Origin of the sequence: Pseudomonas sp. AF03-9, assembly GCF_020515815.1 — a bacterium.
In the GTDB taxonomy this organism is placed as follows: domain Bacteria; phylum Pseudomonadota; class Gammaproteobacteria; order Pseudomonadales; family Pseudomonadaceae; genus Aquipseudomonas.
The window spans coordinates 68,848-82,993 of the sequence record NZ_JAHPJF010000019.1 but is presented as its reverse complement, the minus strand read 5'-3'; the positions used below and the strand labels follow the sequence as shown (position 1 = coordinate 82,993).

The following is a 14,146-nucleotide window of genomic DNA, read 5'->3' as shown; positions in this document are numbered from 1 at the left end:
TAAACTACACCGCTCCATAACGGTCTACAGAACCGCAAATCGAGTGATTATCTCCAGAGGTTCTAAACAGATGGCAGCAGTACTAGTCGGACAGTTTCATGCCAGAGACGCAGAGGGACGCGTGTATTCGGTGCATGAGTTCCAGGAATCCAATCCGGCGCAGGGCGACCTGGCAGGCTCGACGCCCACCACTACCTACAAGCTGGCCATTGGCGACCGTGTAGAAAAGCTGGAGGGCGATGAGTTCAAGTTGATTCAGTCGGGCATCATTATCGTGCGCGAGTCGCAAACTACCCTCGCTTCGTAAGACCTCGCCCTGCCTACCAGCCCAGTCCTGGCCATGCATGGCGTTGGCTGGGCTGGGGTGATCAGGGGCGGCGGATCTCCGTGACTTCGATTTCCCGGCCCCCCGCTGCCTCCTTCAGCGTCACCAGCAACTTGCCCCGCTCGCCCTCCACCGCATACATCGAACGCGTGTAGCCCGCTGCGTTATTGCTGGGGTGCGCGACCACCTGCCTGACCAGCGCAATATCCAGCACCGCGCCTACCTGCTCGATCACCTGCTCCTCAGAGCGGACAAACGCTTCAAGGGCCAGGTTGTCCGGCGCAGTGTCGTCATGATTGTTGAAGAGATAAGCAGCCACGCACCCAACGGTCACCAGGACCACCAGCTGCTTGGCCGTTACCCCGAAGAATATCGAGGGTAGAGGCATATGAGACCAGACCTGTTCTTGTTGTAAGTGCCGCTAGCCGGCTTTGGTCGTTGTTGATCAGCGCAGCCATTCTATTGAATCCCCGGCGCGCTGCACATAGACTCCGGCGATGCGTTTACGTCATATCGAAGTGATTCAGGCCATCTTGCAGACCGGACACCTCGGCACGGCCGCCGAATGGTTGCAACTCTGCGTGGGCGATGTGGACGCAGCGCTCAAGGACGCCGAGCAACAGCTTGGTTTCATGTTGTTCGCCAGTGTGCGCGGACGCTTGCAGGCCACCCGGGAAACCCTGGAACTGCAAGCCGAAATCGCCCATGTATATGAAGCGCTGGAGCCGCTGCAACGCCTGGCCAGCCGCTTGAAGCACCATCACGCCCCACCCCTGCGCGCCCTGTGCACGCCACCGCTGGCCAATCAGCTGTTGCCGCAAAGCATCGCGCTGCTGCGCCGACGCTTCCAGGACACCCCGTGCAACCTGTCCAGCCAGCCGACCCGCGACATCGTCCGCAGCCTGCTGTTGCACGAGGCCGAGGTCGGCCTGAGCCTGCATGACCCCGAACACCCGCAAATCCACAGCAGCGTGCTGGCCCAGGGCAAGTTGCAATTGCTCGCGCCACACGGCTGGCTCAAGCCAAAGCAGAAGTACATCGCCCTGCAAGATCTGGCAGGCCAGTCAATGATCGGCCTGGAAGGCCAGGACCCGCTGAGCCGTCTGCTGGACGCCAAGCTGCAAGCCTTGCGCCCGCTGCCCGTGGTGCAGACCCGCGTGCAGACCTACCAGATGATGCGCAGCATGGTGGAAGCGGGAGAAGGATTGGCGATTGTCGACCCCTTCACCGCGTACGGCGCACGCGACGCGGGCCTGGATGCGTGCCCGCTGTCACCGCCCGTGATGGTCAACCTGTATGCGCTGACCCTCAAGGACGGCGTGACGTCCCCAGCACTGAACGCACTGCTGGAGATCGTCACGCAGAAGGCTGAAAGCCTGTTGGCCGGTTAAGGTTTGTCGACTTCGGTCTTGAACAGCCGATACCAGAAAATCGCCACCTCACGGGTCTGCGGATCAATGCCGCGATAGCGCAAGTGGTCGATCCCGCCCATTACGTAGCCGCAACGCTCATACAAGCGGCAAGCCCCGAGGTTGTTGTTCTGGGTTTCCAGCATCATGCCCGGCAGGTTTTTCTTGCGACTCCAGAACTGCGCCACATCCAGCAACGCCTTGGCCACCCCGTGGCGCCGCGCAGGCAAGGCCACCGCCAGCTCATCGACATGGGCAAAACCATTCCAGTTGGTGCTGACCACGATATGCCCCACCGCCCGGTCGTCGAGGTACGCCATGAAGACCGCGCTGTCGGGCGCATCGCGGAAACTGGCGAACTCCTCCGGATCGATGCCATAACACTTGCGGTACGGCAGGATACGCTCCACACGCCATTGATCGACCCGCGCGCCCATCTCTGGCACGCTGTAGCCGCTGACCTCAAAGCTGAAGTCATTGCCCCACACGTAGGCATCGAAGCCTTCGTCGGCGACCCGCACACTGAGCCCTGGATACTTCGGGTTCATTACAGCTTGCATAAACATCCTTAACCCTTGATGCAATCGACGGTGTAACAACGACCACTGCCGTCGTCTTCGTGTTGCAACCCGTGAACATCCGCGACAAAACCAGGGAAGCTGCTATCGAACGTGCGAGCAAACGCCAGGTAGTCGATGATCGACCGCGTCGACTCGGTAAAGCGCTCCCCCGGCATGATCAGCGGGATGCCCGGCGGGTAAGGCACCAGCATTACCGCTGCAATGCGTCCTGGCAAGGCGTCAATGGATACCGCTTCCACTTCACCTCTAACCAATTGGTCGTATGCGTCGGCCGGTTTCATCGCAATTTCCGGCAACACGGTGTACATGCGCTTGAGGTGTTTGGCGGTGGCGTTGCTGCGATAGCAGTTGTGCAATTGGTTGCACAGGTCGCGCAATCCCAGCCCTTGGTAGCGCGCCGTACCTTGGGCATAAACCGATGGCAGGCAACTGGCCAGGCTGATATTGGCGTCGTAGCTGCGCTTGAATTCGAGCAACTCGGTGAGCAAGGTGCTCCACTTGCCCTTGGTGATGCCCATGGAAAACAGCACGAGGAAGGAATACAACCCGGTCTTTTCCACCACCAGCCCACGCTCCCAGAGGAATTTGCTGACCACTGCAGCGGGAATCCCGCAATCGCTCAACGCGCCGCCGGCATTGAGGCCGGGCATCACCAGCGTGACTTTGATCGGGTCAAGCAAGACGTAATCTTCGGCAACATCGCCAAAGCCGTGCCAATCATCCCCGGGATGCAACAACCAATCGGCGGTTGCAACCCGATCGATGCCCGCGACGGAGGGCGGCTGCCAGATGGAAAACCACCAGTCTTCGGCGGCGATATGCTGGCGCAGGTTGGCCAGGGCGCGACGAAAACTCAGGGCCTCATCGAACATCTCTTGCAGCAACGAACGCCCGGCCGGGCCTTCCATCATGGCCGAGGCCACGTCCAGCGAAGCGATGATGCTGTACTGCGGCGAAGTGGAGATATGCATCATGAACGCTTCATTGAAACGGTCGCGGTCCAGCTGCCGTGCACCGCCGTCCTGCACATGGATCATCGACGCCTGGCTGAATGCGGCCAGCAACTTGTGCGTTGAATGGGTGGTGAACACCAGGGGGCTGTCCGGCGTGCGCGAAGTGCCCATGCCGTAGCGCCCGGCGAAAAATTCGTGGAACGCCGCATAGGCATACCAGGCTTCGTCAAAGTGCAACACCTCGACACTGTTGCCCAGTTGCTGCTTGATCAGTTCGGCGTTGTAACACAGGCCGTCGTAGGTGGAGTTGGTAACCACTGCCATCTTCACTTTCGGCGCACGGCCACGGGTCAGCGGGCTGGCATCGATCTTCGCGCGGATCGACTCCGGGCTGAACTCACTCAAGGGAATCGGGCCGATGATCCCCAGTTCGTTGCGCTCGGGGCACAGGTACAGCGGGATCGCGCCGGTCATGATGATCGAATGCAGCACCGACTTGTGACAGTTGCGGTCCACCAGCACCAGATCGTCACGGCCGACCATGGAGTGCCAGACAATCTTGTTCGCGGTAGATGTGCCGTTGATCACAAAGAACGTGTGATCGGCGCCGAAGTTACGCGCAGCGCGGGCTTCGGCTTCGGCCAGGGGGCCGGTGTGGTCCAGCAGCGAGCCCAGCTCCGGGACGGAGACCGACAAGTCCGAGCGCAGCGTGTTTTCCCCGAAGAACTGATGAAACGCCTGCCCCACCGGGCTCTTGCGATAAGCCACGCCGCCGCCATGGCCGGGAGTGTGCCAGGAATAGTTGGAGTCGGCCGTGTGCTGCACCAGCGCCTTGAAGAATGGCGGCAACAGGCCATCCAGGTAGCCACGGGCAGCGCGGGCCACTTGGCGGGCCAGAAACGGTACGGTGTCTTCAAACAGGTAGAGAATGCCGCGCAACTGGTTGAGTTCGCTCATCGCATCGGCCGGAGCGTTTTCCAGGGTGACTTGCTCGCCCAAGGCAAAGATCGGCAGGTTGGGCGCACGCAGCCGTGCCAGGCGGATCAGTTCGACCATATTTTGCAGCAGGTGAGTGTTTTCCCCGGCGCCTTCGGCGGCGATCAGCATGCACGCCAGGCCATGATGGGTAGAAGCCACCAGCCGGCCTTCGGCGTAATCCGTTGCAGAGAAAATACTGAAGCCTTCTTGTTCCAACTCCCGAGCAATGCCGCGGACCCGGTCACCGGCAACGGTATCGGCCTTGATGTCGCGGTGCACGATAAGGACAGGGAACTTCAGGTCTTTGTACATGAGTGCGCTTAGTCCAGGGGGCTATGCACTCAAGGGTAGAAGCTGGGAGCGGATGTAGCGAATGAAGATTTCGAAGCCGATATAGATCAAATGTGGGAGCGGGCTTGCTCGCGAATGCGGTGTGTCAGTTAACAACCCTGTAACTGATCCACCGCATTCGCGAGCAAGCCCGCTCCCACACAAGCCAGCTCCCACATGTTGGATGGCATTCCGCCTGGGATTACTGTTCGCTCAGTTGGGTCCACAACGCCGGCGCACCCGCCGACTTGGCAATAGCTTCCAACCGTGCGGCATGCTCGGCCAGATCCTGCTCGCTGGCGCGGATGATGGTGGTCGGTTTGCGATCCGCCGGCAGGCGGCGGATTTCCGAAGGGCGGTTGCCCGAACCTTCCGCCGAACCACTGCCATCGGACGCGTTACCGGCCAGGGACAGGCTGGTCTGCCCGCCGGTCATGGTCAGGTAGACGTCGGCAAGAATCTCGGAGTCGAGCAAGGCGCCGTGGAGTTCACGGCCGGAGTTGTCGACGCCATAACGCTTGCACAATGCATCGAGGCTGTTGCGCTGGCCCGGGTGCCGCTCACGGGCCATCATCAGGGTGTCGAGGATCGAGCAGTGCTTGGAAATATCCGCACGATCCGTCTGGCCCATGAGGGCGAATTCGTTGTTGATGAAGCCTACGTCGAACGCCGCGTTATGGATGATCAGCTGGGCGCCGTTGATGAATTCGAAGAACTCATCGGCCACTTCGGCAAAGCGCGGTTTGCCTTTGAGGAATTCGTCGGTGATGCCGTGGACGCCAATCGCGCCTTCGTCACTGTCACGGTCCGGTTGCAGGTAGACGTGGAAATGACGACCGGTGAGGCGTCGACCCATGAGTTCGACACAGCCGATTTCAATGATCCGGTGGCCGTCGGTCACCGGCATGCCGGTGGTTTCGGTATCGAGTACAACAGATCGGATGGCCATCAGGGTTCAGCTCTCAACGGTGTGGTGTGTGTCAAAGGGCACGATGTTAACACGTGAGCCGGCATCAGCCCTGCTTGTAGCCCCGCACTTCGTCCACACCCCGGTTGGCCAGTTGGTCGGCGCGTTCGTTGCCGGGGTGACCGATGTGGCCGCGCACCCATTTCCAGGTAATGTCATGGCGATTGCATTGCTCGTCGAGCAACTGCCACAAGTCGGCATTTTTTACCGGTTCCTTGGCGGCGGTCTTCCAACCGCGTTTTTTCCAGTTGACCATCCACTCGTTGATGCCTTTCATCACGTATTGCGAGTCGGTCACCAGCAGCACGTTGCAACGGCGCTTGAGCTCCTCCAGGCCACGGATGGCACCCATCAGCTCCATGCGGTTGTTGGTGGTGTTCGGTTCACCGCCCCACAGTTCCTTCTCCACGCCTTTGCACACCAGCAACGCGCCCCAGCCGCCAGGGCCCGGGTTGCCTTTGCAGGCGCCATCGGTGAAGAGTTCTACGCTATCGGTCATCGGTTGCTCGGTCTGAAATCAAAAAAGGTTTACGGTTCGCTCTGCTTGCGGTTGACCTTGGCCATCGGCATCGGCACCAGCTTGCCCATGGGCTCGCGTCGCACTTGGCGCACCGGCCGCAGGCCCACCGCGATCTTGCGCGCGACCAATAAATAGAAGCCGCCACCCGACAGTTGCCAGGTACCCGCACGGCGTTCCCAGCCGGCCAGGCGAGCCTGCCACTTGGTCGAGGCAAGCGGCGGACGATAGCACCCGAAGCGGCGTTTCTCCAGCGCGAAGCCCAGCAGGTTCAGCCAGTCGCCCACCCGTTGGGGCGAGATACAGCGCGCCTGGCGCAGCCCATCGTGGGCGAACACATGGCGCAACCCCCAACTGCTCCAGGGATTGATGCCGACAATCAACAAATGCCCACCCGGGCGCACGCTGGTCGCCGCTTCACGCAACAGGCCGTGGGGCGACAGGCAGAAATCCAGGCCATGCTGCAACACCACCACATCGGCGGCATGCTCGCTCAGCGGCCAGGCCTGCTCCTCGCAGACAATCTCCACCCCCGGCAGCGGCGCGCCCAGGCGTACATTGCGTTGCACCTGCGGCGCCGAGGGCGGAGTCTCGGCCGACGGGCCGTAATGCACCAGGTAGCCACCAAAGAACCGGCCCAACTCGTCTTCGAGCATGCGCCGTTCTTCATCCAGCAAAAATTGCCCGATCGGCCCGGACAGCCATTCGCGGGCCGCGCTGATCAGTGCCAGCCACTCAGGATCGGCCTGGGCGAACGCTTTATCAGTCATTGCATTCTCCAACTCGCCTAGACGTTCTAAGATGCACCAATGTGTTCAGCTTGGCGAATCGAAGAATGATACAGATCAGTGCCCTGCCCGCCTTCACCGATAACTACATCTGGTTGTTACAAGACTCCCGGACCCGACGCTGCGCCGTGGTCGATCCCGGCGATGCCGCGCCCGTGCTCGACTGGCTCGAACGTAACCCCGGCTGGGAGCTCAGCGACATCCTGATCACCCACCATCACCATGATCATGTCGGTGGTGTCGAGCAACTGAAAAGTGTTACAGGGGCCAAGGTCTACGGCCCGGCCAACGAAAATATCCCGGCGCGGGATGTGGCCCTCCACGATAACGACCGCATCACGGCGCTGGGTTGGGACTTCGACGTTTATGCAGTGCCCGGCCACACCCTCGGCCATATCGCCTTTTATCACCAAGGCGTACTGTTCTGTGGCGACACCCTGTTCGCCGCCGGCTGCGGGCGCCTGTTCGAAGGCACGCCGGAGCAAATGCACAGTTCTCTGGAACGCCTGGCCGCCCTGCCCGCCGATACATTGGTGTACTGCACCCACGAATACACCCAAAGCAACCTCAAGTTTGCCCAAGCGGTGGAACCGCACAACGCGGACATCGCCGAACGGGTGGAAAACGTTCGCCAACTGCGCGCTCGTGGCGAGATCACGCTGCCTTCCAACCTGGCGCTGGAAAAACGCACCAACCCTTTTTTGCGCACCGCTGAAACATCCGTTAAACAAAAAGCAGACGAACGGAACGGGCGTGACAACCGCTCTGGGGCCGAGGTGTTTGCTAGCTTGAGGGCTTGGAAAGATAAGTTCTAAGCCAACGCAATCTGATACGTAATTTCTGAATGGTTGACCGGAACCAAACGGGTTTCTAGAATCGCCCGACATTTTTGCCCGGAACTTACTTCCAGCCAATGTCGTCATCTATTCGTAAATCCAACCATTCAGACGCATTGACCCGCCTGGCTCAAGCTGTGGCGGTGGCTGTGTCCGCCACGCTGGCGGGCTGCCAATCAAGCAATTTCACCGCACAATCCAACGTGCAACCCAAGCCAAATCTTAGCGCCAAGATCAAACAGAAACCCGTCATCTGGCTTTCGGAAAAGCCGGCTCCCGAAGTGCCCCAGGATGTTTGGGAGCGTATGCGACGAGGCTTCCAACTGCAGGACGGCGTAGGCGTCAACCCGCGCATCGAGCAACAGCGCCTATGGTTCGCCAGCAACCCATCCTTCCTGGAGAGCGCCGGGGAACGCGGCAGCCTCTACATTCATTACATCGTCGAACGTCTTGAAGAACGCAACATGCCCCTGGAGCTGGCGCTGCTGCCAGTGATCGAAAGTGCCTACAACCCAATGGCCTATTCGCGCAGCGATGCGGTCGGCTTGTGGCAGTTCATCCCCTCCACCGGGCGCTACTTCAACCTGCGCCAGACCCGCGCCTACGACGGCCGCCGTGACATCACCGCCTCCACCACCGCCGCCCTGGACTATCTGACCCGTCTGCACGATATGTTCAACGGCGACTGGCTGCTGGCACTCGCCGCCTATAACGCTGGCGAAGGCACGGTGAGCCGGGCCATCGAGCGTAACGAGAAGCTTGGCCTGCCGACCGACTACTGGAACCTGCCGCTGCCCCAGGAAACCAAGGACTACGTGCCCAAGTTCCTGGCACTGTCCCAAGTGGTGCTGGCGCCCGAAGCCTACGGCGTGAACCTGAACCCGATTGCCAACCAGCCGTACTTCGAAGTGGTTGAAGTCAAGCAGAGCATGGACCTGTCCCGGGTCGCGGCGCTGGCCGAGATCGACGAAGACGAACTGTTCCAGCTCAACCCCGCGCTGAAACAACGCACCACCCTGGATGGCCCGCAGCATTTGCTGGTGCCGAGTTCCAAGGCGCAGTTGCTCACCAGCACCCTTTCGACGATGAAGCCAGAAGAGTTGCTGGCGATGCGGCCGAAAAAGCAGGTGTTCGACGAAGTCGAGACCGCGCGCGTTGCTGGCCGTACCCGCAGCTACAAAGTACGCAGTGGCGACAACCTGACGCTGATCGCGAAGGCGAACAAGGTCGACGTGCATGACCTGCAGCGCTGGAACAAGCTCAATGGCCAGCAGCTCAAGGTCGGCCAGACCCTGGTGATGCAGGACACCCGCAAGCTGGTGGCCAAGGCCGACGGCAAGAAACCGGTGCAATACAAGGTCAAGAAAGGCGACTCGCTGTACATCGTCGCCAAGCGCTTCAACGTCGAGATGCAACACCTCAAGCGTTGGAACCCGCGCACTGGCCAGGCGTTGAAGCCGGGGCAGATGCTGGTGGTTTCAGGCCCACGCTAAGCCCGCCTACTGACTATATGTACGCTGGCTTGTGTGGGAGCTGGCTTGCCTGCGATGGCATCACCTCGGTGCTTCAGATGTACCGTGCCGATGCCATCGCAGGCAAGTCAGCTCTCACATATGCTTTTCACATAGATCAAGCCCTCGGCTCGCCCTACCAACAACCTTTTTCCAACCGGAACAAGCTGTTACTGTACCGATCATAAAGCCCAAGCTGCCTGGATCGGATCCCTGATTTGAAGCGTCCCCTCCTTCTACTAATAAGTCTGGCCTTGAGCTTTGCCGCGAACGCGACGATTACCGAGAGCCACGGTTACACGCAGTTCGGCGTACTCAAATACCCGGCCAAATTCACCCACTTCGATTGGGTAAACCCCGCAGCGCCGAAAGGCGGAACCTTGCGGGTCATGGCCTTTGGCACCTTCGATACGCTCAACCCCTACACGTTCAAGGGTTCCAGCCCGGTTTCCACGCCCAACTTCCTGCAATACGGCGTCAATGAGCTGAACGAACCGTTGATGGTCGGCACCGGCCAGTACGCGCCCTCCGGCGATGAGCCCACCTCCAGCTATGGGCTGATTGCCCAATCGGTGGAATACAGCGAAGACCGCAGTTGGGTGGTGTTCAACCTGCGCCCGGAAGCACGCTTCCACGATGGCCACCCGATTACCGCCTATGACGTGGCATTCTCCTATCGCACCCTGTTGACCGAAGGCCATCCGCAATACCGCACGAACCTGCAAGAGGTGGCGCGGGTCGACATCCTCAACCGCCATCGCATCCGTTTCGTGTTCAAGCGCGCCGGCAATCCGCTGCTGATCCTGCGCCTGGGCGAGTTACCCGTACTGCCCCAGCATTACTGGAAAGACCGCGATTTCAAGGCCACCACCTTCGAGCCACCGCTGGGCAGCGGGCCATACCGCGTGACCAAAGTCACCCCGGGCCGGCAATTGGTGTTCGAACGGGTCAAGGATTATTGGGGCAAGGCCCTGCCGGTCAACCAGGGCTTGTATAACTACGACAAGGTCGAAGTCGAGTTCTACCGCGACAGCGATGTGGCCTTCGAAGCCTTCAAGGCCGGCGAATTCGACATCTATATCGAGCACCAGGCCAAGAACTGGGCGACCGGCTACAACTTCCCGGCGGTCAACCGTGGCGAGGTGATCAAGGCGCAGATCGCCCACCAGATCCCGACCCAGAGCCAGGGCCTGTTCATGAACACGCGGCGCCCGACCTTCAGCCAGGCCAAGGTCCGCGAAGCCCTTGGCCTGATGTTTGACTTTGAATGGACCAACCGCACGCTGTTCAGCAGCGCCTACAAGCGCACCCTGAGCTACTACCCCAACAGCGAATTCTCGGCGACGGGTGTACCGATCGGGCATGAATGGCTGCTGCTCTCGCCCTACCGCGACCAGTTGCCGCTTGACCTCTTCACCCAGCCGTTCAGCCTGCCGCAGACCGACGGGCGCGGCATCCCCCGCGACACCATGCGCCACGCCCTGGCCCTGCTCGGCGAGGCTGGCTGGAAGCTGTCCGGCCAACGCCTGCTCAACGCGGACGGGCAACCGCTGCGCTTCGAGATCCTGCTGGTCAACCCGAACCTGGAACGCATCCTGCAACCCTATGTCGAGAACCTGATCAGCATCGGCATCGACGCGCGCCTGCGCACCGTCGATCGCGCCCAGTACAAGCAGCGCCTGGATCAATTCGACTACGACATGATCCTGATCACCCTCAACCAGACCTTGAGCCCGGGCCTTGAGCAGTGGCAGTACTTCCACTCCAGCCAGGCCACGATCAAGGGCAGCAAGAACTACGCAGGCATCGCCAACCCGATTGTCGATCACCTGCTGGAACAACTGCTGGCCGCGCAGACCCGCGACGCGCAACTGGCCGCCGGCCGCGCCCTGGACCGGGTGCTGCTGTGGCAGCACTACAGCATTCCCAACTGGTATCTCAACTATCATCGCCTGGCGTACCGCAACCGGTTCGCCTTTGTCACCACGCCGCCCTACAGCTTGGGCTTGAGCGCGTGGTGGCTGAAAGCTTCGGAGAAAGCCCAATGATGTCTTTGCGACCTGCACTGTTCGCCGGCCTGCTGCTTTGCAGCGCGGCCCACGCCGCCCCGCAACATGCGTTGACGCTCTACAACGAACCGCCCAAATACCCTGCAAACTTCAAGCACACCGACTACGTCAACCCCGACGCCCCCAAGGGCGGCACCTTCCGGGAATCCAGCCTGGCCGGCTTTGACAGCTTCAACCCGTTCATCAGCAAAGGCGTGCCTGCCGACAACATCGGCCTGATCTACGACACCCTCGCCACCCAAAGCCTTGACGAACCGTTCACCGAATACGGCCTGGTCGCCGGCAAGATCGAGAAGGCCCCGGACAACAGCTGGGTGCGTTTCTACCTGCGCCCCGAAGCGCGTTTCCACGACGGCCACCCGATGCGCGCCGATGACGTGGTGTTCAGCTTCCAGACCCTGATCAAGGACGGCACCCCGCTCTATCGCACCTACTACGCCGATGTCGACGAAGTGGTCGCCGAAGACCCGCTGCGCGTGCTGTTCAAGTTCAAGCGCACCAACAACCGCGAACTGCCGCTGATCCTCGGCCAACTGCCGGTATTGCCGAAACACTGGTGGGCCACCCGCGACTTCACCAAGGGCAACCTCGAATTCCCGCTGGGCAGCGGTCCTTACAAGGTGGCCGAGGTCAAGGCCGGGCGTTCCGTACGCTACGAGCGGGTCAAGGACTACTGGGGCAAGGACCTGCCGATCAACAAGGGCCTGTACAACTTCGACCAGCGCATCACCGACTACTACCGAGACGCCACCGTCGCACTGGAAGCGCTCAAGGCCGGGCAATTCGACTACTGGGCCGAGTTCAGCGCCAAGAACTGGGCGAACGCCTATAACGTCCCGGCCGTGACCGAAGGACGCCTGATCAAGGAACAGATCCCCAACGGCAACCCCACCGGCATGCAGGGCTTCGTATTCAACGTGCGCAAGCCAATGTTCCAGGACGTGCGCGTGCGCAAGGCCATCAGCCTGTTGCTGGATTTCGAGTGGAGCAACAAGCAGCTGTTCAACGGTGCCTATACGCGCACCCGCAGCTACTTCGAAAACTCCGACATGGCCGCCACCGGCCTGCCCGGCCCGGATGAGCTGGCGATCCTGGAACCGCTGCGCGACAAGATCCCGCCGCAAGTCTTCACCGAGGCCTTCGAACCGGCCAAGACCGATGGCAGCGGCATGATCCGTGCGCAGCAGCGCGAGGCTTACCAACTGTTACAGGAAGCCGGCTGGAAGATCGTCGACGACAAGATGGTCGACACCAACGGCAAACCCGTGGTCATCGAGTTCTTGCTGGCCCAGACCGAATTCGAACGCATCCTGCTGCCGTTCAAGCGCAACCTGGCGGACTTGGGCATAGACCTGGTGATCCGCCGGGTCGACGTCTCCCAATTCGTCACCCGCCTGCGCTCGCGGGACTTCGACATGCTGGTGGGCAGTTTCCCGCAGTCCTCCTCGCCAGGTAACGAGCAGCGCGAGTTCTGGAAGTCGACCAGCGCCGACAAGCCCGGCAGCCGCAATTACATGGGCCTGAAAGATCCGGCCGTCGACCAGTTGGTGGAGCAACTGATCGATTCCGACACCCGCACCAGCCTGATCGCCCACGCCAAGTCCCTGGATCGCGTGCTGCAATTTGGCTACTACGTGATTCCCAACTGGCACATCAAGACCTTCCGCGTGGCCTACTGGAACAATCTCGGTCATCCAAAGGTTTCGCCGCTGTACGACGTCGGTATCTCCACATGGTGGAGCAAACCGAATGTGCAACCGCCCGTTCCCCCCCAGACGAGCGCCGATCCGGCGAGCGGAGGCGATTAAATGTTGGCCTATATCTTTCGCCGCCTGTTGCTGATCATCCCCACGCTGTTCGGCATCCTGCTGATCAACTTTGTCATCATCCAGGCCGCCCCCGGGGGCCCGGTGGAGCAAATGATCGCCAAGCTCGAAGGCTTTGACGGCGCCACCAGCCGCATCGCCGGTGGCGGTGCCGAAGTCGCCGTGGCCGGTTCCAGCTACCGCGGCGCCCAGGGCCTGGACCCGGCGCTGATCAAGGAAATCGAAAAGATGTACGGCTTCGACAAATCGGCGCCGGAACGTTTGTGGATCATGGTCAAGAATTACGCGCGCCTGGATTTCGGCGACAGTTTCTTCCGTGACGCCAAAGTCATCGACCTGATCAAGGAAAAGATGCCGGTGTCCATTTCCCTCGGGCTGTGGAGCACGCTGATCATGTACCTGGTGTCGATCCCCCTGGGGATCGCCAAGGCCACGCGCCACGGCAGCCACTTCGATGTGTGGACCAGCTCGGCGATCATCGTCGGCTATGCGATCCCGGCGTTCCTGTTTGCGATCCTGTTGATCGTGGTGTTTGCCGGTGGCAGTTATTTCGACTGGTTCCCGTTGCGCGGGCTGACCTCCAACAACTTCGACGAGTTGAGCTGGGGCGGCAAGATCCTCGACTACTTCTGGCACCTGGCCCTGCCGATCACTGCACTGGTGATCGGCAACTTCGCGACCATGACCCTGCTGACCAAAAACAGCTTTCTCGACGAGATCAACAAGCAGTACGTGGTCACCGCCAAGGCCAAGGGCCTGACCAACCACCGCGTGCTCTACGGCCACGTGTTCCGCAACGCGATGCTGCTGGTGATCGCCGGTTTCCCTTCGGCGTTCATCGGCATCTTCTTCACCGGCTCGCTGCTGGTGGAAGTGATCTTTTCCCTCGACGGCCTCGGCCTGATGAGCTTTGAAGCCGCGATCAACCGCGACTACCCGGTGGTGTTCGGCACGCTGTTCATCTTCACCCTGCTGGGCTTGATCGTGAAACTGATCGGCGACCTCACCTACACCCTGGTCGATCCGCGTATCGACTTCTCCAGCCGGGAGCATTGA

At 60.8% G+C, this 14,146-nt stretch carries 13 protein-coding genes; 7 read left to right on the top strand and 6 right to left on the bottom strand.

The genetic code is table 11. The features are described 5' to 3' along the window. The first annotated feature begins 70 nt into the window (after nucleotides 1-70). Nucleotides 71-307, top strand: a complete 237-nt coding sequence (locus LIY36_RS22560) for a hypothetical protein (RefSeq protein ID WP_122310093.1) — start codon at nucleotides 71-73, stop codon at nucleotides 305-307. Between the two features lie 61 nt (nucleotides 308-368). Here the strand turns inward: LIY36_RS22560 and LIY36_RS22555 are convergent, their stop codons facing one another. After that, on the bottom strand, nucleotides 369-713 hold the full coding sequence (locus LIY36_RS22555) for a hypothetical protein (protein WP_226457221.1): 345 nt from the start codon (nucleotides 711-713) through the stop codon (nucleotides 369-371). A gap of 109 nt (nucleotides 714-822) precedes the next feature. Between LIY36_RS22555 and LIY36_RS22550 the strand changes: the two genes are divergently transcribed. Beyond that, complete coding sequence (locus LIY36_RS22550) at nucleotides 823-1,716, top strand: LysR substrate-binding domain-containing protein (RefSeq protein ID WP_226457220.1); 894 nt, start codon at nucleotides 823-825, stop codon at nucleotides 1,714-1,716. On the opposite strand, the gene LIY36_RS22545 is transcribed toward LIY36_RS22550, so the two are convergent. The 5 genes from LIY36_RS22545 to LIY36_RS22525 all read right to left on the bottom strand — a co-directional run bounded on the left by LIY36_RS22545 (nucleotide 1,713) and on the right by LIY36_RS22525 (nucleotide 6,830). Next, nucleotides 1,713-2,294 (bottom strand): GNAT family N-acetyltransferase, encoded by a 582-nt coding sequence (locus LIY36_RS22545; protein ID WP_192299702.1) that lies wholly within the window; start codon nucleotides 2,292-2,294, stop codon nucleotides 1,713-1,715. The two genes, LIY36_RS22550 and LIY36_RS22545, sit on opposite strands and share 4 nt — an antisense overlap. A gap of 8 nt (nucleotides 2,295-2,302) precedes the next feature. Continuing rightward, nucleotides 2,303-4,558, bottom strand: a complete 2,256-nt coding sequence (locus tag LIY36_RS22540; protein WP_226457219.1) for an Orn/Lys/Arg decarboxylase N-terminal domain-containing protein — start codon at nucleotides 4,556-4,558, stop codon at nucleotides 2,303-2,305. Between the two features lie 220 nt (nucleotides 4,559-4,778). Continuing rightward, nucleotides 4,779-5,519 carry a DNA polymerase III subunit epsilon gene (gene dnaQ / locus LIY36_RS22535; RefSeq protein ID WP_226457239.1) on the bottom strand — a complete coding sequence of 247 codons (741 nt, stop codon included), beginning with the start codon at nucleotides 5,517-5,519 and terminating at the stop codon, nucleotides 4,779-4,781. A 70-nt stretch (nucleotides 5,520-5,589) separates the two neighbouring features. Continuing rightward, nucleotides 5,590-6,042: a ribonuclease HI gene (gene rnhA, locus LIY36_RS22530; RefSeq protein WP_192299704.1), complete on the bottom strand. Its 453-nt coding sequence runs from the start codon at nucleotides 6,040-6,042 to the stop codon at nucleotides 5,590-5,592. Between the two features lie 29 nt (nucleotides 6,043-6,071). After that, entirely contained in the window at nucleotides 6,072-6,830 is a 759-nt protein-coding gene (locus LIY36_RS22525) for a class I SAM-dependent methyltransferase (RefSeq protein WP_226457218.1), read from the bottom strand. Between the two features lie 65 nt (nucleotides 6,831-6,895). Between LIY36_RS22525 and gloB the strand changes: the two genes are divergently transcribed. From gloB to LIY36_RS22500, 5 genes are all read left to right on the top strand, one after another. Continuing rightward, nucleotides 6,896-7,663 carry a hydroxyacylglutathione hydrolase gene (gene gloB, locus LIY36_RS22520; RefSeq protein ID WP_226457217.1) on the top strand — a complete coding sequence of 256 codons (768 nt, stop codon included), beginning with the start codon at nucleotides 6,896-6,898 and terminating at the stop codon, nucleotides 7,661-7,663. Between the two features lie 98 nt (nucleotides 7,664-7,761). Beyond that, a complete protein-coding gene (locus LIY36_RS22515) occupies nucleotides 7,762-9,177 on the top strand; it encodes a lytic transglycosylase domain-containing protein (protein ID WP_226457216.1) in 1,416 nt (471 codons plus the stop codon). A gap of 236 nt (nucleotides 9,178-9,413) precedes the next feature. Then, nucleotides 9,414-11,243, top strand: coding sequence for an extracellular solute-binding protein (locus LIY36_RS22510; RefSeq protein ID WP_226457215.1), 1,830 nt, complete (start codon nucleotides 9,414-9,416; stop codon nucleotides 11,241-11,243). Then, nucleotides 11,240-13,072, top strand: coding sequence for an extracellular solute-binding protein (locus LIY36_RS22505; protein WP_226457214.1), 1,833 nt, complete (start codon nucleotides 11,240-11,242; stop codon nucleotides 13,070-13,072). The genes LIY36_RS22510 and LIY36_RS22505 overlap by 4 nt, the downstream gene beginning before the upstream one ends. After that, a complete protein-coding gene (locus LIY36_RS22500; RefSeq protein ID WP_226457213.1) occupies nucleotides 13,073-14,146 on the top strand; it encodes a microcin C ABC transporter permease YejB in 1,074 nt (357 codons plus the stop codon). It abuts the gene before it with no gap.

Excerpts from the sequence above, each read along its gene's own strand:
- LIY36_RS22550 (WP_226457220.1), top strand. The coding sequence starts at position 823 with ATGCGTTTACGTCATATCGAAGTGATTCAGGCCATCTTGCAGACCGGA.
- LIY36_RS22525 (WP_226457218.1), bottom strand. The coding sequence starts at position 6,830 with ATGACTGATAAAGCGTTCGCCCAGGCCGATCCTGAGTGGCTGGCACTG.
- LIY36_RS22545 (WP_192299702.1), bottom strand. The coding sequence starts at position 2,294 with ATGCAAGCTGTAATGAACCCGAAGTATCCAGGGCTCAGTGTGCGGGTC.
- LIY36_RS22560 (WP_122310093.1), top strand. The coding sequence starts at position 71 with ATGGCAGCAGTACTAGTCGGACAGTTTCATGCCAGAGACGCAGAGGGA.
- LIY36_RS22515 (WP_226457216.1), top strand. The coding sequence starts at position 7,762 with ATGTCGTCATCTATTCGTAAATCCAACCATTCAGACGCATTGACCCGC.
- LIY36_RS22555 (WP_226457221.1), bottom strand. The coding sequence starts at position 713 with ATGCCTCTACCCTCGATATTCTTCGGGGTAACGGCCAAGCAGCTGGTG.
- rnhA (WP_192299704.1), bottom strand. The coding sequence starts at position 6,042 with ATGACCGATAGCGTAGAACTCTTCACCGATGGCGCCTGCAAAGGCAAC.
- LIY36_RS22540 (WP_226457219.1), bottom strand. The coding sequence starts at position 4,558 with ATGTACAAAGACCTGAAGTTCCCTGTCCTTATCGTGCACCGCGACATC.
- LIY36_RS22500 (WP_226457213.1), top strand. The coding sequence starts at position 13,073 with ATGTTGGCCTATATCTTTCGCCGCCTGTTGCTGATCATCCCCACGCTG.
- LIY36_RS22505 (WP_226457214.1), top strand. The coding sequence starts at position 11,240 with ATGATGTCTTTGCGACCTGCACTGTTCGCCGGCCTGCTGCTTTGCAGC.
- gloB (WP_226457217.1), top strand. The coding sequence starts at position 6,896 with ATGATACAGATCAGTGCCCTGCCCGCCTTCACCGATAACTACATCTGG.